Source organism: Micromonospora sp. AMSO31t (assembly GCF_008868175.1).
In the GTDB taxonomy this organism is placed as follows: Bacteria; Actinomycetota; Actinomycetes; order Mycobacteriales; family Micromonosporaceae; genus Micromonospora.
Genome location: NZ_WBKT01000124.1, coordinates 1 through 16,905, shown reverse-complemented (window position 1 = coordinate 16,905; position 16,905 = coordinate 1). Strand labels below are relative to the sequence as shown.

Annotated in this window: 16 protein-coding genes; 10 read left to right on the top strand and 6 right to left on the bottom strand. The window is 74.6% G+C overall.

What is annotated here, in order from left to right:
• Positions 1–25: 25 nt before the first annotated feature.
• From F8274_RS31360 to F8274_RS22985, 3 genes are read right to left on the bottom strand one after another with little or no spacing between them, the layout of a single operon-like run.
• The gene (locus F8274_RS31360; protein ID WP_192579942.1) at positions 26–1,735 is read right to left on the bottom strand and encodes an ATP-binding protein; all 1,710 of its coding nucleotides are present in this window, start codon (positions 1,733–1,735) and stop codon (positions 26–28) included.
• 32 nt (positions 1,736–1,767) lie between these two features.
• Complete coding sequence (locus tag F8274_RS22990; protein WP_225853930.1) at positions 1,768–4,323, bottom strand: LuxR C-terminal-related transcriptional regulator; 2,556 nt, start codon at positions 4,321–4,323, stop codon at positions 1,768–1,770.
• A gap of 5 nt (positions 4,324–4,328) precedes the next feature.
• Positions 4,329–5,588: an Hsp70 family protein gene (locus F8274_RS22985; RefSeq protein WP_151464441.1), complete on the bottom strand. Its 1,260-nt coding sequence runs from the start codon at positions 5,586–5,588 to the stop codon at positions 4,329–4,331.
• 287 nt (positions 5,589–5,875) lie between these two features.
• On the opposite strand from F8274_RS22985, the gene F8274_RS22980 reads away from it, so the two are divergent.
• The 3 genes from F8274_RS22980 to F8274_RS22970 all read left to right on the top strand — a co-directional run bounded on the left by F8274_RS22980 (position 5,876) and on the right by F8274_RS22970 (position 10,225).
• On the top strand, positions 5,876–6,802 hold the full coding sequence (locus F8274_RS22980; protein WP_151464440.1) for an IniB N-terminal domain-containing protein: 927 nt from the start codon (positions 5,876–5,878) through the stop codon (positions 6,800–6,802).
• Between the two features lie 100 nt (positions 6,803–6,902).
• Positions 6,903–8,762 carry a dynamin family protein gene (locus F8274_RS22975; protein ID WP_225853929.1) on the top strand — a complete coding sequence of 620 codons (1,860 nt, stop codon included), beginning with the start codon at positions 6,903–6,905 and terminating at the stop codon, positions 8,760–8,762.
• Positions 8,759–10,225 carry a dynamin family protein gene (locus tag F8274_RS22970; protein WP_225853928.1) on the top strand — a complete coding sequence of 489 codons (1,467 nt, stop codon included), beginning with the start codon at positions 8,759–8,761 and terminating at the stop codon, positions 10,223–10,225. The genes F8274_RS22975 and F8274_RS22970 overlap by 4 nt, the downstream gene beginning before the upstream one ends.
• On the opposite strand, the gene F8274_RS22965 is transcribed toward F8274_RS22970, so the two are convergent.
• From F8274_RS22965 to trxA, 3 genes are all read right to left on the bottom strand, one after another.
• Entirely contained in the window at positions 10,139–11,041 is a 903-nt protein-coding gene (locus F8274_RS22965) for an MFS transporter permease (RefSeq protein ID WP_225853927.1), read from the bottom strand. The two genes, F8274_RS22970 and F8274_RS22965, sit on opposite strands and share 87 nt — an antisense overlap.
• On the bottom strand, positions 11,038–11,478 hold the full coding sequence (locus F8274_RS22960) for a hypothetical protein (protein WP_151464438.1): 441 nt from the start codon (positions 11,476–11,478) through the stop codon (positions 11,038–11,040). Before F8274_RS22960 ends, F8274_RS22965 begins: the two co-directional genes overlap by 4 nt.
• Before the next feature lie 171 nt (positions 11,479–11,649).
• Positions 11,650–12,018: a thioredoxin gene (gene trxA, locus F8274_RS22955; protein WP_151464437.1), complete on the bottom strand. Its 369-nt coding sequence runs from the start codon at positions 12,016–12,018 to the stop codon at positions 11,650–11,652.
• 545 nt (positions 12,019–12,563) lie between these two features.
• On the opposite strand from trxA, the gene F8274_RS22950 reads away from it, so the two are divergent.
• The 7 genes from F8274_RS22950 to F8274_RS22925 form a co-directional block, all read left to right on the top strand.
• Positions 12,564–13,079: a MaoC family dehydratase gene (locus F8274_RS22950; RefSeq protein ID WP_091314480.1), complete on the top strand. Its 516-nt coding sequence runs from the start codon at positions 12,564–12,566 to the stop codon at positions 13,077–13,079.
• Positions 13,080–13,172: 93 nt separating this feature from the next.
• On the top strand, positions 13,173–13,664 hold the full coding sequence (locus F8274_RS22945) for a hypothetical protein (protein WP_151464436.1): 492 nt from the start codon (positions 13,173–13,175) through the stop codon (positions 13,662–13,664).
• 53 nt (positions 13,665–13,717) lie between these two features.
• Positions 13,718–14,341, top strand: coding sequence for an RNA methyltransferase (locus F8274_RS22940; protein WP_151464435.1), 624 nt, complete (start codon positions 13,718–13,720; stop codon positions 14,339–14,341).
• 65 nt (positions 14,342–14,406) lie between these two features.
• On the top strand, positions 14,407–15,090 hold the full coding sequence (locus tag F8274_RS22935; RefSeq protein ID WP_370518262.1) for a DUF6758 family protein: 684 nt from the start codon (positions 14,407–14,409) through the stop codon (positions 15,088–15,090).
• 116 nt (positions 15,091–15,206) lie between these two features.
• Complete coding sequence (locus tag F8274_RS31355; protein WP_167544553.1) at positions 15,207–15,365, top strand: hypothetical protein; 159 nt, start codon at positions 15,207–15,209, stop codon at positions 15,363–15,365.
• Positions 15,366–15,371: 6 nt separating this feature from the next.
• Positions 15,372–16,247, top strand: a complete 876-nt coding sequence (locus tag F8274_RS22930) for a PH domain-containing protein (RefSeq protein WP_151464434.1) — start codon at positions 15,372–15,374, stop codon at positions 16,245–16,247.
• A gap of 102 nt (positions 16,248–16,349) precedes the next feature.
• The coding region (locus F8274_RS22925; RefSeq protein WP_225853926.1) for a SigE family RNA polymerase sigma factor at positions 16,350–16,905 on the top strand (556 nt) is incomplete at its 3' end.

The following is a 16,905-nucleotide window of genomic DNA, read 5'->3' as shown; positions in this document are numbered from 1 at the left end:
TGGTCGGACGTGATGCGGCCGCGCGTCACCGTGTACGGCCGGGCCACCGGCCCGGCGTCCTCGTCGTACCACGCCTCGTCATGGTCTCCAGTGGTGCGCACCGCTGATCCCGCCTGTCACCGTCCGGATGGGCGGCGACGTGCAGTCCGGCGCGTCCGGCGGGCGGGCCGTCCGGGGGCGGACGGTCCAGGAGGTCGTTCGCCTCGGCCAGCGCGGCGGGGTCCAGGCCGGGCCCGTCGTCGAGGATCACCACGGCGCAGCCCTGCGGCCCCGGCTCGCCGGCGAGCCGGACCGTGGTGTGCTCCGGGGAGCAGGCCAGCCCGTTCTCGATCAGCTCGGCCAGCAGGTGGACGACGTCGGTGACGCCGGAACCGGCGAGGGTCCACGGCCAGTGCGGCGCGACCAGGACCCGGTGGTAGTCCGGCACCTCGGCGACCGCCCCGCGTACCACGTCGAGCAGCGGCACCGGCCGCCGCCAGCGGCGGGCCGGCGCCGCACCGGCCAGGATCACCAGCTTCTCCACGTTGCGCCGGATCCGGGTGGCGAGGTGGTCGAGCCGGAACAGGTCGGCCGTCTCCTCCGCGGTCCGCTCCCGCCGCTCCATCGTGCCGAGCAGGTCGAGCTGCTCGCGCAGCAGTGCCTGGTTGCGCCGGGTCAGCCGCAGGAACAGCTCGCCGGTGGCGGTCTCCGCGGACGGAGAACCTGCCTCGCCCGGGGTGCCATCCCGGGTGACGGTGCCCGAGCGGTCCGGCCCGCCGGCCAGGCGGCGGACGGTGCGGGACCAGCCGGCCAGCACGACGAGCACGGCGATGAGCCCGAGCCCCACCACCAGGCCGGTCCGGGTGACCACCAGGGCGGCGCCCGGCGCGGCCCGCTCGACGCTGCCGCGGGCCGTGGCGGTCACCAGGTCCCGCAGCCCGCTCAGGGCCGGCTCGACGGCCTCCCGCCAGCTCTGCCCACTGATCCCGGCCGTGCCGCCGGGGCCCGGGGCGCGGAGCAGCCGGTCCTCCAGCCGCAGCAGGCCGGCGAACCGGGGGCCCTCCACCAGCCGCTGGTGCTGGTCCCGTCCGCCAACCGGCAGCGCGGCGGCGGCCGTCGTCCGGGCGTACCGCTGGACGGTCACCAGCTCGGCCAGGCGGCGCCGGTCGTCGTCGCCGATCCTGCCGCCGGCCAGGGCGGCGGTCACCAGGGTGTCCTCGCGGGCGAGCAGCTCCCGGGCCCGGGCCAGCGCGACGACGGCCCGGGTCTCGGCAGCCAGCGCGTCCTCGCGCCCGCCCCACTCCGGGCCGTACACCGCGAAGGCGGCGTCGACCAGCCGGTCGTACGCGGCGACCGCGCTGGGCCGGTCGAGCCGGCCGCCGTCCACCTCGGACCGGAGGGTGGCCAGCCCGGTCAACTGCCGGACCAGCTCGTCGGCGCGGTCCCGCACCGCGCCCGCCGTGAGCAGGCGCGGGTCGTGGTCCTCGGTGAACGCGCGTACCGGGGCGACGGCGCCGTCCGTCCGGTCCCGCGCCTCGGCCAGGGCGGCCCGCGTCCGCCCCGCACCGGCGATCGTCTCGGCGGTCAGCCGGCGTTCGAGCTGGAGGTCGAGGATCAGCAGGTCGGTGGGCTGGCCGAGGGTGTCCGCCAGGGCCCGCACCCGCACGAGGTCGGCGGCGTCCCGGCCGGTCAGCACGGCCGCGTACGCCCAGAGGGTCAGCAGCACGGCGGCCAGCGCGGCGAGCCTCAGCCGCAAGCCGGGGCGACCGGGGCGCCACGCCGGCCGGCTCACCGCGGGTCCCGTTCCGGCCACGGCTGCCGGCCGGCGACGGCCGACCGGTCCGCCACGACGGTGCGCAGGAGGGCCAGCAGCTCCGCCCGGTTGGCGCAGTCGAGCCGGGACCGCATCCGTGCCACGTGGTGCTCCACCGTCTTCGCGGAGATGAAGAGCCGGTCCCCGATCTCCCGGTAGGTCAGGCCGGCCAGGACCAGTTCGGCCACCTCGTGCTCCCGGTCGCTGAGCCGGTATCGGGTGGGGCCGGCGTCGGCCGCCGGCGCCGTGCCGTCACTCGCGCCGTCCGCGCGGGCGGGCGACCGGGCCTGGAGCACCCGGGCGCACTCCAGCAGGGTGGTCATGGCACGGCGGTCCGAGGTGCGGATCGCGGCCTGCCCGGCGAGGCGGGCGGCATCCCAGCACAGCCCGGTGTCGTGCAGCCCGCGGGCGGCGGCCTCCACCCGGACGGGGTCCACGACGCCGCGCAGCACCTCGACCCAGACCGTGGCGGCGTCCGCGGCCGCGGCGGCGTACCGGCTGTGGTCGGCGGCGGCGAGCAGGGCGGCGACGTGCCCGTCGGCGACCGTTGGCTCCTCGGTGAGGATGGCGGCGTGCAGCCCGGTCCAGTGCAGCGGCGCGCTCCACAGCGCCGGGCCGCCGAGGCGGTCCAGCAGCAGCCACGCCTCCCGCAGGTACGGCTTCAGCCGGGCCAGGTCGCCCAGCCGGGCGCCGGCGACCGCCAGCTCGCCCAGCGGCAGCAGGGTGAACAGGTCCACCGGGTGCCGGACCACGGCCTCCAGCGCCGGGCCCCATCCGCCTTGCAGCCCCGCCACGTCGCTGTTGCGCCGGGCGATGCCGAGCCGGAGCGCACTGGCCAGGAGCAGGTCGCGGGGCTCCAGCGGCCGGTCGCCGGCCGTCACCGCGGCGAGGCGGTCGGCCGCGGCGGCCGTCTGGCCGCGGACCATCAGGATCCAGGCCTGCAGCAACCGGTGCCGGCGGGCCATCAGCGGCCCACCGATCCCGGTGGTCACGGCCCGGTCCAGCACGCTCTCGGCGATGTCCAGCTCGGCACAGTGGATGGCGGTCAACGCGGCGAGCGCCGCCGGGCTGTCCGGCAGGAGCACCCGCCGCCCGTCGGGCTCCAGCAGCGCGGTGGCCTGCACGAGCCGGGACAGGGCGCTGGTCGGCGCGGCGGTGACGCTTTCGCGTACCCCCTCGGCCGTCAGCCGCGCGGCGCTGGCGTGCAGGGTCGGCGGCCCGCCGGCCGGGTCGTCGGCCAGGTCCACGCCGGCGACCGGGCGGCCGAGGGCGAGGGCTCCGACGGCGGCGAACGCCGCGGACGGTGCGAGGCCGGACCACCGGTACAGCTCGACGCTGCGCTCCACCTGGCCCCGGTGCGCCAGCGCCGTCGCGGCCACCGTGGCCGCCTCCGCCCGGACGGCCGGCGGGGCTGTCGCGAGCAGCCGGTTCGCCAGCCGCAGCGCGGCCTCCAGGTCGCCGGCGAGCGCCGCGGCGACGGCTTGGCGGGCACCGGCCGGGATCCCTCTGGCGGCGGCCGCGGCGAACAGCTCGGCGGACAGCGCCGGCTCGCCGCCCAGCGCCTCCTCGGCCGCGGCCTCCAGCGCCGCGGCCGGGCAGTCGTCGAGCGCGCCGGCCGCGCGCAGCGACCGGACCAGCGGGAGCACGGCCGCGCCACGACCGAGCTGCACCTCGGTGAGGCGCCGCCAGATCGCGCTGCGTTCGGTGGCCGGGCTGAGGGCGACGACCGCCCGCCGCACGATCGGCGCGAGCCGGCCGTCCGCGCCGAGCAGGCCCGCCGCCCGGGTGTACGCCACCAGTTCGTCCACCGAGGCCGGCTCCCGGTCGAGCAGCGGGCCGAGCAGGTCCACGGGCAGCGGGACGCCCGCGGCGACGGCCAGCAGCAGCCGCCGGACGTCCTGCGGCAACTCCTCCAGGTCCGGGCCGAACGCGAGGATGGCCGGCCGCGGCAGCTCGGTCGGCAGGCCGGGACGGCTCGCCGACCCGCGCAGCCCCCGGACCAGCCGCTCGACGTCCCGCGGCACCCCACCGGTCTGCGCGTGCACGAACGCGGCCAGCTCACCTGCCGGGCCGGGGTCGGGCACGCCGGCGAGGTAGTCGCGGGTCTGCTCGACGGTGAACGGGTCGAGCACGAGCTGCTGCCCGTCGCGTTTCAACGCCTCGGCCAGCCCGGCCAGCGCCGCCGGCCGGGGCCACGGGCGGTAACCGACCAGCAGCCGGTGCCGGCCGCCGGCCACCAGCCGGCGCAGCGTCTCGAGCCGCGCGTCGTCGAGCAGGTGCGCGTCGTCGACGAGCAGCACGGTCCCGGGGTCGACCGGGCGGTCCAGGCCCGGGGCACCTTCCCGCACCGTGCCGCCCGCGTCCCGGTGGGCCCGCGCCAGCTCCCTGAGCAGGGCGGTTTTTCCGTGGCCGCCGGGACCCGTCACGCCGACGGCGAGGGGGCGCCCGGGATCCGCCACGACCGCTGCGAGCAGGGCGGCCGGCCCGGTGCCCAGCACGAGCCGGGCGTCGGTGACGGTACTCATGATCATGTCGGTCATCCTTCGCGGTCCCGGCTCCGGCCGCGGGCCAGCGCCAGGCGGGACGCCTTCGGCAGGTTCAGCGGCGTGATCCGGACCGGGGGGCGGGCCGGCGGCTCGCCGTGGTGGGGGTGGTCGGGTTCGGCGTCCCGCCACGCCGGAACGGCCGGCGCGGCGGCACCGACCGGTGCGGTGGCGGGGATCGGCGCCGGGCGGCGCGGGCGCGGTGCCACCACCTGGCAGGCGGCGAGCGCCGCACCGGTGGCGGCGGTCAGCTGAGGGTCCGGCTCCACCTCGACGGGCACGGGAAGCGCGGCGGTGAGCAGTTCGGTGACCAGCGGGACGCGGGCCGAGCCGCCGGCCAGGAGGATGCCGTCGAGCTGCGCCGGCGTGAGGCCGGCGGAGTGCACGGTCTGCGCCAGCAGGTCGACGGTGGCGCGCACCGCGGGCCGGATCATGTCCTCGAACTGCGCCCGGGTCACCGGCACCCGGACGGGGCCGCCCGGCAGGGTGAGCATGACGTCGGCCTCCGTGGCGATGGTCAGCTCCCGCTTGACGCGGTCACATTCCGCCAGCAGCCCGCGCAGGGCCGGCTGGGCCTCCGCGCCGGCGAACTCCCGGCCGAGCGTGGCGCGCACGTGCTCGGCGAGCGCCTCGTCGAAGTCGGTGCCGCCGAGCGTTTCCAGGCCCTGCGGCAGGCCGAACGTCTCGTACCTGCCCCGCGCGTTGCGGCGGACCAGCGCCGCCTCGAACGTGTTGCCGCCCAGGGCGTACACCGCGGCCGTGGTGCCCGGGAAGCCCCGCGCCGCATGGCTCTCGGCCACCGTGACCGTGCGCGGGAGCAGCGTGACGTTCCGCAGGTCGAGGGCCCACAGCGCCCGGTGCAGCAGGTCGCGCCGGTGCGGGCCCCACCCGGCGGGATGGCTCAGCACGACGGCCTCGGGGAACTCGCCCTCGTAGGCGGAGACCCGGTGTACCACCCACGCCGCCAGCTCGGCGACCAGCGTCTCCGGCGGGCACGGCTCGCCGCCGAGCAGGAGGGGCACGTCGTCACCGACCCGGCGGACGAAGTCCCGGGTGGTGCCGCTGCGGTCGTCGGTCGCCGGCTCGCCCACCCGGAGCGCCCCGTCGGGCGCCAGGTGCAGCACCGACGGTACGACAGCCGACCGGCCACCCAGCGTGACGACCTCGGGGCGCGCCCAGGAGTCGCCGCGCCGGCTCGCGACGGTGGCGGCAGTGCCCGTGTTCCCGATGTCCAACCCCAGGACGTACGGCATTCGTTCTTCCTCCACCGCGAGTGGCCTGGGGACGGTGTCGGCACCGTGGCGACCCACCCCCGGCGAACCCCGTGGGCTCCTACGTTCGTACCAGAGATCGCCTCCGACCCGGTACCCTAACTCCGCCCGGCCCGGCTCCCCCTGTCCCCCTAACGCACGAGGGGGCGAGGACCCTAATCGGCGGGGGCGGGTTGCGGGTCGCGCCCCGATGACGACCGGTGGCCCCCCGCCCTAGCGTCACTGTCGCGGCACGACGGTGCTGACGCTACGTTCGAGGAGAAGCCCCCATGGAATCGCACCAGACCCTGCACGACTTCGTGCTCAACCTGCTCACCGACCCCGACGCGCGGTCGGCCTTCGACCTCGACCCGGAGGGCGCGCTGCAGGCCGCGGGGCTCACCGACGTCACCGCCGCCGACGTGCAGGACGTCGTCCCGCTGGTGGTCGACTACGCCCCCGGCGCGGCGGGGCTGGCCCCGGTGGCCCCGGTGGTCGGGCAGCTCGGGCTCGACCCGCTCACGAGCGACGTCACCGACGTGGTCGGCCAGGTCCAGGCGGTGCCGCACCAGATCGGCGTGAGCAGCTCCCACAGCGGGGTGGACGTGTCGGCCGGCGCGCTGGGCGCCATCGCGGTCGACCCGGCCGGCCTGTACGCCGGCGTGGCCCTGGCCCCGGGCATCGGCCTGGGCGTCGGGCCCGGCGGTCTCGGCACCGACCTGACCGCGGTGCACGACGTGGCGGACACCCTCGACTCCGACGTGGTGGGCACGGTGAACACCGCCGTCGACCCGGTCGTCGGGGACGTCACCGGGGCGGTCGGCGACCCGCTCGGCACCACGGCCGGCACCGACCTGCTGCACGACGGCGGCGTGCTCGGCGGCGACCTGGGCGTCCTCTCCGGCACGCAGGCCCAGGTGCACGGCGTCGTCGGTTCGCTCGGCCTCGACCAGACCCTCGGCGGGCTGGGCCTGGGCGACGGCAGCGGCGTGGTCCCGCCGGTGCACGTGCCGGCCACCGTGGACGGTGTGACGCACCAGGTCGACAGCACGCTTACCGGTGTGACCGGCACGGTCAGCGGCGTGACGGGCACCGTCGGCGGCCTGACCGGCGGGCTCACCGACGGGATCAGCGGCGACGCCGGGGCGCACGGCGCGGGGGTCCACGGCGACGCGCACGCCTCGTCCGACGGCGGCCTGCTGGGCGGGCTGCTCTGACGGAGGGCTCAGGCAGGAGCGGGAGGCACGATCCGGCCTCCCGCTCCTTTTCCGTTCACGACCCTCTTGATAATTGAGCCGAAATCCGCACACTTGGTGCGTGATCGCGGGGATCTGGCTGGATGTGCTCGATGAGATCGCCCGTACGTGCGGTGCACACGGGCGAGGCGACCTGCTCCAGACGGTGCGGCAGAAGCGGGTCCAACTGCTGGACCCCCGGCTGCGTGTGCTGGTCATCGGTGAGTCGCAGCAGGGCAAGAGTCAGCTGATCAACGCCATCGTCAACGCGCCGGCCTGCCCGGTCGGCGACGGCCGCACCACCGTGCTGCCGACCGTGGTGCAGCACGCCGAGGTCCCGTCGGTCGCCGTGGTCCAGGCGCCACCCCCCAACCCGGGCCGGCCCGCCGGCGCGGCGCTCCCGGTGACCGGCGAGCGGACCCCGGTGCCGCTGGACCAGGTCGCCGCCGGGGTCGCCGGCACGTTCGGCCGCCGGCCGGGCGGCGGTCCCGCGTATGTCGAGATCGGACTGCCGCGCGCGCTGCTCGGCTCCGGGCTGGTGCTGGTGGACACCCCGGGCACGGAGGAGGCCGCCGCGCTGGGTGCCGCCGGCCCGGCCGCCGCCCCGGCGTGGGCGGACACCGTGCTTGTCGTCTCCGACTCCACCCGGGAACTCTCGGCCGGCGAGCTGACCATGCTGCTGCACGTCGCCCGGTCGCACCCGAACGTGGTGCTGGTGCAGACCAAGACGGATCTCGTGCCGGACTGGCGTGCGGTCGCCGAGCGCAACCGCCAGCACCTCGCCGAGGCCGGCGTGCCGGCGCCGGTCATCCCGGTCTCGGCGGCCCTGCGGCTGCGCGCCGCCGTCGGCGACGACCGGGAGCTGAACGCCGAGTCCGGCTTCCCCGTGCTGATCGGCCGGTTGCAGCGGGACCTCGCCGGCAAGTCCGACCGGCTGGCGCGGGCCGCGGTCGGCGTGATCGCCCGGACCGTGGTGGAACAGCTGGCCGCGCCGCTGCGTGCCGAGCTGGAGAGCCAGGAGGTCGAGGAGCAGTCCGGTCCCATCTCCCGGCTGCACGCGGCGCAACGCGAGGTCGACGAGCTGCGTCGCTGCTCCACGAGGTGGCAGAACACGCTGGCCGACGAGATGGCCGACGTGCTCGCCGACATCGAGTACGACCTGCGGGACCGGACCCGGCAGATCCTGCGCGAGGTCGACGACGCGTTCGACAGCGCCGACCCGCTGGTCAGCTGGGACACGTTCCAGGAGTGGCTGGAGCGCAGCCTCACCGAGGCGGCGGAGGCCAACCACGAGTGGCTGGTCCGGCGCTGCGACTGGGCCGCGCGGCGGGTGGCCGACACCTTCGCCCGGTACGGCGGCGACGTGCTGCCGCCCTGGTCGATGACGACGCCCCCGGACCTCGGCGACGGCCTGCCCGAGCTGGAACGGCCCGCGGTCGACCGGTTCACCACCAGCCAGAAGCTGATCAGTGGCATGCGGGGTTCGTACGGCGGCCTGCTGATGGTCGGCCTCGCGACGACGCTGGCCGGCATGCCCATGATCAACCCGCTGTCGGTGGGGGTCGGCGCGCTGTTCGGCGGCAAGAGCATCCGCGACGAGAGCAAGCAGTTGCTCCGCCGCCGCCAGGCGGTGGTCAAGACGGCGATCCAGCGGTACGTCGACGACTTCTTCGTCCGGGTCACCAAGGACCGCCGGGACGCCGTCCGGCAGGTGCAGCGGATGCTGCGGGACCACTTCACGGCGCTGACCGAGGAACTCCAGGAGGCCATCATCCGGTCGTTCCGCAGCGCCAAGCAGGCCGCCGACACCGACGCGGCCGTCCGCGACCAGCGGCAGCGGGAGATCCGGTTGAAGATGACCCGGCTGGCCGGGCTCTTCGAGCAGGCCCAGCAGTTGACCGGCGCCCGATCCGCCCCGGCGCCGCTGGAGCCCCGGCCATGACGGTCGGGCTGCGGCTGGACGAGGCGGTGTGGGGCCTGCTGCACCAGGCGCTCCAGCACTACCGGGACAACCCCAGGGCGACGGACCACCTGCGGCACCAGCTGGCCCGGCTGGAGCAACCGCTGCGGATCGCGATCGCCGGCCCGTGGCGCTCCGGCAAGTCGACCCTGCTGAACGCCGTTATGGGCGAGGAGGTCGCGCCGGTCGACGGGGTGGACGGCAGCACCGTCTTCACCTGGTACGAGGACGGGCCGCAGCCGAGCGCCACCGCGTACGCGAACGGCCAGCCGCCGCAGGAGCTGGCGATCGCCAAGTCGGCGACCGGGATGCGGGTGGACCTCGTCGGCTGGCGGGCGGGTGAGCTGCGCGACATCGTGGTGCAGTGGCCAACGCGGACGCTGCGCCAGGTCACCCTCATCGACACTCCGGCCACCGGCCGGGACGAGCAGGGCCGGGCGCCGGTCATGGAGCGCGTGCTGCGGGACGCGGACGCGGTGCTGTACCTGACCCGGGACGGCCGCGACAGCGACCTGCGGGTGCTGGAGACCAGCCGGGAGAGCGCCGTCGGGCAGGCCGCCGCCGTGCACGTGATCATGGTGCTGTCCCGGGTGGACGAGACCGGTGGTGGACGGATCGACGGGCTGCTCACGGCCCGCCAACTCGCCCGGCGCCAGCACCGGGACCCCCGGGTGAACGAGCTCAGCGTGCATGTCGTGCCGTGCAGCGGCCTGCTCGGCCTGGCCGGTCGGATCCTCAGCGAGTCGGACTACGCCGTGCTCGCGGCACTGGCCCGGGTGCCGCGGCCGGAGCTGGAGACGCACCTGCTCTCGGCCGACCGGTTCCTCCGCGGCGACCTGCCCGTCCATCTCGACACCGGCGTGCGCGCCGGTCTGCTGGACCGGCTCGGGCTCGTCGGGATCCGGCTGGCGACCACGCTGATCCGCACCGGCTGCGACAGCCGGGCGAAACTCTCCGCCGAGCTGATCCGGCGCAGCGGCCTGACCGAGCTGCGCGAGTCGATGGCCCGCCTCCTCGTCGACCGGCGGGACACGCTCAAGGCGCGCTCCGCCCTGGCGGCCGTCGAGGCGCTGCTGCGGGCCGAGCCCGGCCGGGGCACGGACGAGCTGCTGGGCCGGGTCGAGCAGATCCTGGTCGGGGCGCACGAGTTCCGTGAGCTGCGCCTGCTGGCCGCGCTGCGGACCACCCGGCTCGGCTTCGACGCCGACCTGGCCGCGGAGGCGGCACGGCTGGTCGGCGGCGACGGGGTCGGCCTGGCGGCCCGGCTCGGTGTGGAGCACGACGCGACCGTGCACCGCCTCTGGGACGCCGCCTCGGACGCCCAGTGGCGGTGGCGGAACCGCGCGGAGGACCCGCTGCTACGCCTGGCCCAGCGGCGCGGCGCCCAGGTCGTCGTCCGCAGTTGTGAGGGGATGCTCGCCGAGTTGGCCGAGGGGGGCCGCTGACCGCCGCCGGCGGAGCCAGGCGATCGGGCGGACCTTCTCCAGGGGCAGGAAGCTGGTCATCGCCACCAGATGCGGCGCGAACGAGATGGTGATCGTGGCGATGGTCACCAGGTGGAACGAGTAGAAGAAGCCGACCATGGCCAGCCGCCACCGCTCGGGCAGCAGGAAGACCAGCGGGCTCAGCAGCTCGAAGGCCAGGATGCCGAACTGGGCGACGATCAGCAGGTGCGGCACCTGGGCGATCACGTCCGCCAGGTCGGTGCCGCGCCGGATGATCGCGCGGGCCAGCACGGAGCCGGTGGCCCAGTCCAGGCCGCCGAAGCGGAACTTGGCCCAGGCGGCCAGGAAGTAGGTGCAGATGACCGCGATCTGCGTGACCCGCAGCGCCCAGCCGCCCGCCTCGGTGCGGGTGAGGTCCCCGTGCCGGGCCCGCCCGGCCGTGGGCAGCACGGCCAGCGCGACGAGCAGCCCGACCCGGTCGTGGTCGACCTTGCCGTAGCTCATCGCGACGATCATCCACTCGAAGTAGAGGGCGAAGACCGTCCAGCCGAGCAGCCGGGGCGCCCGGCCGGTGGCGGCGAGCAGCGAGACCGCCAGCAGCACCCAGAAGACGACACCGACCAGGGCCGGGGTGGGGGTGGGCAGCGGGAGCAGCCGGCCGATCAGCAGCGGCTGGTAGAGGTCGCCGGGCACGTCGACCCGGGTGCGTACCCAGGGGGTGAAGATCACCAGGTCGGCGGCGACGAAGAGGTAGACGAGGGTGCGGAAGGCGGCCACCCGGCCCCGCGGGACCGCCTCGGTCAGCCAGCCGGTCACGGGGCGGTCTCCCAGCGCACGGCGGTGCGGTCGGTCCAGCGGCCGGTCGGCCGGCCGCCCTGGATGTCGTACCAGCGGACCACGATGCGGACCTCGGCGAGCGCGGGGGCCGCCGGGTGGCGCTCGGCGTACGCCTCGGCGACCCGGCGGAGCAGGCTCGGGTCGGCGGCGTACCGGTCCTGCTGGCCCTCGATCTCGGCGCGCCGGATGCCGGTGGCGTCCTGGCCGAGCGGCACCACGGCCCCGCTGCGGTCGACGCCCTCGACGCGGGTGTCGGGGGCGGGCGCGTCAGGCGGGTCGGAGGTGGAGTACATCCGGAACGGCCCGAACGGGAAGTCGTCGTCGGTGCCGCGCACGGTGCCGAGGAGGAGCAGCGCCAGCCCGAGCAGAGTGGCGCCCAGCCGGACGGCACGCCCGCGGGTGGTCAAGGTCTCCATCGGCTCGTGACGATACGGGATGAACATGCCCGGAAGGCGTCGGTCCGTCGTCCAGTCATCGCTGCCCGTGTCGCTCTTTCCGGTCCTCCCGGACGACGGCGGCCGGGCCCCCGCGGTGGGGGCCCGGCCGGTGGTGTCGGAGCCGCTCGGCTCGGTGCTTGTCGAGTCGGCTCAGTGCTTGTGGCCGTGCTCGGCGAGCTTCTTGCGGACGTCCTCCATGTCGAGCTGCTCGACCTGCTCGATCAGGTTCTCCAGGGCCGACTCGGGCAGGGCGCCCGGCTGGGCGTAGACGATCACGCCGTCGCGGATCGCCATCACGGTCGGGATGGAGCTGATGTTGAACTTGGCGCCCAGCTCCTGCTCCGCCTCGGTGTCGACCTTGCCGAAGACGATGTCCGGGTGCTTCTCGGACGAGCGCTCGTAGACGGGGGCGAAGCGCTTGCACGGGCCGCACCAGTCCGCCCAGAAGTCGAGCAGGACGATGCCGTCGCGTTCGGTCACCTCGTCGAAGTTGGCCGTGGTCAGCTCAACCGTTGCCATTGCACTCTCCGATCAACGCGGATTTCCTACGTCCCGTGGAACCAGGGTGGATGGCTTGGCATTCCCGTGACGTGCGCGACGAAACACTGCGCAGCGCGTCGGTGACGGAGGGATGCATCGAGCAAGGTCTGTGTACCCCGTCCTGCGGAACGCAAGTGCACGACGCATTTGCGTGACGGGACGTGATGGGAGCGCTTCCAAGGTGATCGCGACCGATTCGCGCTACGAATCGGTAACTTGACGCTTGACAAGCGGGGATTCGACAGGCGGAGATCGCTTGTGGAGTGATCACGAGTCACTACGCGTAGTGTTACGAAAAGATAAATGTGACGTCCGTCTCTGTCGTCACAGTACCGGCGTACGGCAGAATCTGTCGCATCAGAGCGTGGGCGGCGGGTGCCGGGGAGGGCCCCGCCGCTCATTGCGTCTCCACCCGGGTCGATCCGGGTGTGACTTTCCGCACCGGCTGCGCCCCGTCCACCGCCTTAACAAGCGGTAAGGCATGCTGTGCCGAACTCCATCGCCGCCCGTCGAAGGGGACAAGGATGCAGTTCGGCCGCTACTACGAGGAGTTCGAGGTCGGCGCCGTCTACCGGCACTGGCCCGGCAAGACGGTCACCGAGTACGACGACCACCTCTTCTGCCTGCTCACCATGAACCACCACCCGCTCCACATGGACGCCCACTACGCCGAGTCGGCGAGCCAGTTCAAGCGCAACGTGGTGGTCGGCAACTACATCTACTCGCTGCTGCTCGGCATGTCGGTGCCGGACGTCAGCGGCAAGGCGATCGCCAACCTGGAGATCGAGTCGCTGCGGCACGTCGCCCCGACCTTCCACGGCGACACCATCTACGGCGAGACGACGGTGCTGGACAAGCGGGAGTCCTCCTCCAAGCCGGACCGCGGCGTGGTCGCCGTGGAGACCCGGGGCTACAACCAGGACGGCACGCTGGTCTGCGTCTTCCGCCGCAAGGTCATGGTCCCCAAGAAGGAGTACGCGGCCGCCGCCCTGCCCGAGGGGGTCGACCCCGAGCGGCCCAGCTTCCCCGAGCCGCGCTGACCTCTCCCGTACGCCCGGAAGGGCCCCTTCGCCGATCCGCGGGGAAGGGGCCCTTTTCCCGTTCCGGGGCATATGCTGACGCCGGAGGTCACCATGAGCCACTCCGTCGCCGGAGAGCCGCCCTCTGCCGGCCGCCGTGCCGCACCGCTGACCACCGCCGTCTACTCCGCGGCCGAGTGGGACCTGTTGACCGACCTGCCGGGCCGGGTCCTCGTCGCCGCCGCCACGCCGGGTCCGGGCCGTCCGCCGCGTGGCGTCGCCGCCGGGCTCGCCGGGCTGGACGCGGTGGCCGCCGGACGGGCCTTCGACAGCGACCTGGTCCGGGCCGTGGTCGCCGCGATCTACGCCCGCCACGACGGCGCCGCCGACCGGCACGAGCGCCTCACCGACCTGGTCGACCTGCTCGCCGCCGCCCGGGCCGCGGTGCGGGTGCTCCGGCGGCGCGCCGACCCCGCCGACTCGGCGGCGTACCGGCAGTGGGTGGAGTCGGTCGCGGCCCGCGTGTGCCGGGCCGGCGAGGCCGCCCCGAGCCCCGCCGACCGCCGCTTCCTCGACCGGCTCGCGGGCGCGCTCGACCTCCGCTGACCTGCCGGCCCGTGACGGCCGTCCGCCCGGCCGGGCCGTACCCTCTGCAGACCGTGACCGACGACCAGCTCGACGTGGGCGTGGGGCCGTGGCCCGGCGACCCGCCGGACGACCCGCGCTACGACCCGGAGCTGCTCGCCCAGGGCGACCGGCGCAACGTCGTGGACCGGTACCGCTACTGGCGGCGCGAGGCCGTGGTGGCCGACCTGGACCGCCGCCGGCACGACTTCCACGTGGCCGTCGAGAACTGGCAGCACGACTTCAACATCGGCACGGTGGTCCGCAACGCCAACGCCTTCCTCGCCGCCGAGGTGCACATCGTCGGGCGGCGGCGGTGGAACCGGCGGGGCGCCATGGTGACAGACCGCTACCAGCACGTGCGGCACCACCCGACGATCGAGGAGTTCGTGGCCTGGGCGGCGGGGGAGCGGCTGCCCGTGGTCGGCATCGACAACCTGCCCGGCTCGAAGCCGCTGGAGAGCAGCACGCTTCCCCGCCGCTGCGTGCTGCTCTTCGGCCAGGAGGGACCGGGGCTCTCCGAGGTCGCCCGGGCCTCCTGCGACCAGCTCTTCTCGATCGCCCAGTACGGCTCGACCCGCTCCGTCAACGCCGGGGTGGCCAGCGGGATCGCCATGCACGCCTGGATCCGGACGTACGCCGGGCCCCCACCGGAGTGACCGATCCGGCCGCTCCGCTTGACGCCCCGCCGGTCCGGGGTGACCGTGAAGGTGTGAGTGTCGCGGTGAGTTGTCCCAGGTGCGCGGGCCCGGTCCGGGAGCCGGACCTGATGCACGGCGAATACCGGTGCCTGCGCTGCGGTCCCGTGCCGCCGCTGCACGTGCCCGAGCACATCGGTGCCGAGATCATGGCGAGCGTGGTGGAGCGGGTGGCCAACGGCACCGACCCGGCCGGGCCGGGCATGCCGCTCTGGTGCCCGTGGCCACTGCCCAGCGGGTGGACGCTGACCGGGGTGGCCTGGGCGGGGGACGACCGTTCCGGCGTCCGCGCCACGGCGGTGGCCTGCGCCGGCCCGGCTCCGCTCGACGGTGGACCGGCCGACCTGCTCTTCATCGCCGAGGAGCCGGGCGTCGGCCTGGGCTCCCGCCTCGCCGGCCTGCCCGGTCCCGACCCCGGGCCCGAGATGGCGGAGGCGCTGACCGATCCCGGCCCTGGTCACCCCGAGCGGGTGCCGCACGCCAAGATCCGGGTGGGCGGCCACCCCACTCCACTGTGGCCCGTGAATTCCCCGACCGATCGAAGCGCGTACGCCGGCGAGGCTCGGGGAATGTGGCTCCATGCGATAGCCTGGCCGGCGAGTGCGGGTCACCTCCTCGCGGAAGAAGTCGTGCTGCACGACCTCACCGAGTGGACACCGCCCGAACTCGTGTACGGCGCACCATCTCCGTACCTGCACGGGCGGGCCTGACCGGCCGGCACCGGCGAGTTGGAGAACAGACGCAGATATTCACTCTACGACACCATACTGATACTCTGGGTGCCGCTGCGGTAAACGGACCCGGCTCCTCGAGAGGATGGCCCGCTATGGTCAAGAAGGTCCTCACCTGGGCCGGCCTCGCATTCTTGATCTTCTTCATCGCCTACCGGCCGAACTCCGCCGCCGACGTGTTCAAGTCCCTGGGCGGCGGCATCATGGACATCGCGCAGGGCTTCGGCGACTTCTTCACCAACCTGGTCGCCTAACCGCCCATGGGAAGCCCCTCCGGTCCACCCTTCGACCCGGACGATCCCGACCGGGAGCGCCGGGAGCGCGACACCGAGCCGATCCCGCGGATCGACCCCGACGACGGCCCGGGCTTCGGCTCCGGTTCCGGCTACGGCGGAGGCCCCTCCCTTTCGGACGACGCCGCCTTCGGTGACGGCCCGGCCTATGCCGGGGAGGGGCGGTCCGGCCGCGCCTGGATCCGCGACCCGGAGGCCGGCTACCAGAACCCGCCGATCTCCGAGGAGGAGCTGGCCGGCCTGCGCGCCGACGCCTCCGGCATGGCCCCGCGCCGGGTGCTGCCGATGGAGGACGAGCCGAGCGCCCTGGCGGCCCGCTACCTCTTCCCGACGGAGCGCTTCCGGGGCGAGTGGAAGCGGCACTGGGTCCACCTCTCCACGCCGATCATCGTCGGCATCGCGGCGACCTTCGTGCTCGGCTACCTCTCCGGTTTTCTCGCCGGGCGCGACGTCGGGGCGCTGACCACCGTCGCGGTGCTGCTCTGGTTCGCCGTGATGGGCTGGGTCGCCTGGCGGGTCGCCGACTGGTGGTACGACCGCTTCATCCTCACCAACAAGCGGGTCATGGTGGTCAACGGGATCATCACCCGCCGGGTGGCCATGATGCCGCTGGTCCGGGTCACCGACATGAAGTACGAGCAGACGCCGACCGGCCGTGCGCTCAACTACGGCACCTTCGTGCTGGAGTCGGCCGGCCAGGAGCAGGCGCTCCGCGAGATCAAGAACCTGCCCAACCCGAACGAGCTCTACCTGCGCGTCGTGGAGGAGATGTACGAGCCGCAGGCCGTGGAGGCGCGGATCGGCAAGGAGCAGGACGAGGCGAAGGCCGACGACGGCGCCTGAAGGTTTCTGTCCGAACATCGGAGGAACTGCGCACCTTTTGCCGTCGACCCACCCCGCTCTACCGTGGGAGCCTGCCAGGCAGGACGGGGTGTGGAGGTGGGCGTGGCCAGCAGGGATCCGCTGGAGGAGGAGTTCCGCGACTTCGTCGCGGCCCGCTCCGGTGCCCTGCTGCGCACCGCCTACCTGCTGGCCGGCGACTGGGCGACGGCCGAGGACCTGCTCCAGACCGCGCTGACCAAGACCTACCTGGCCTGGAAGCGGCTCGGCGGGATCGACGCCATCGAGCCGTACGCCCGCCGGGTGCTGGTCAACACCTCCACGAGCTGGTGGCGCCGGCGCTGGCACGGGGAACGCCCGACCGAGGTGCTGCCCGAGCGGGCCGGGGTCGACGAGATCGAGCAGCAGCTCGACCGGGACGCGCTGTGGCGGCACCTCCAGGCGCTCCCGGCCCGCCAGCGGGCCGTGCTCGTGCTCCGCTTCTACGAGGACATGTCCGAGGCGCAGACCGCCGCCCTGCTGGAGATCTCCCCGGGCACGGTGAAGAGCCAGACCTCCCGGGCGCTGAACACCCTGCGCCGCCGGCTCGGCTCCGCGGCCGCCCTCGCCCTGCCGGCCGCGCCGGAGGAGACACCCGCGCCGCCCGCCCCGCGTACCCCGC

Bases quoted from the DNA above. Each gene is read 5' to 3' on its own strand.
- F8274_RS22990 (WP_225853930.1), bottom strand. From the start codon at position 4,323: ATGATCATGAGTACCGTCACCGACGCCCGGCTCGTGCTGGGCACCGGG.
- F8274_RS22985 (WP_151464441.1), bottom strand. From the start codon at position 5,588: ATGCCGTACGTCCTGGGGTTGGACATCGGGAACACGGGCACTGCCGCC.
- F8274_RS22980 (WP_151464440.1), top strand. From the start codon at position 5,876: ATGGAATCGCACCAGACCCTGCACGACTTCGTGCTCAACCTGCTCACC.
- F8274_RS22970 (WP_225853928.1), top strand. From the start codon at position 8,759: ATGACGGTCGGGCTGCGGCTGGACGAGGCGGTGTGGGGCCTGCTGCAC.
- F8274_RS22960 (WP_151464438.1), bottom strand. From the start codon at position 11,478: ATGGAGACCTTGACCACCCGCGGGCGTGCCGTCCGGCTGGGCGCCACT.
- trxA (WP_151464437.1), bottom strand. From the start codon at position 12,018: ATGGCAACGGTTGAGCTGACCACGGCCAACTTCGACGAGGTGACCGAA.
- F8274_RS22950 (WP_091314480.1), top strand. From the start codon at position 12,564: ATGCAGTTCGGCCGCTACTACGAGGAGTTCGAGGTCGGCGCCGTCTAC.
- F8274_RS22945 (WP_151464436.1), top strand. From the start codon at position 13,173: ATGAGCCACTCCGTCGCCGGAGAGCCGCCCTCTGCCGGCCGCCGTGCC.
- F8274_RS31355 (WP_167544553.1), top strand. From the start codon at position 15,207: ATGGTCAAGAAGGTCCTCACCTGGGCCGGCCTCGCATTCTTGATCTTC.
- F8274_RS22930 (WP_151464434.1), top strand. From the start codon at position 15,372: ATGGGAAGCCCCTCCGGTCCACCCTTCGACCCGGACGATCCCGACCGG.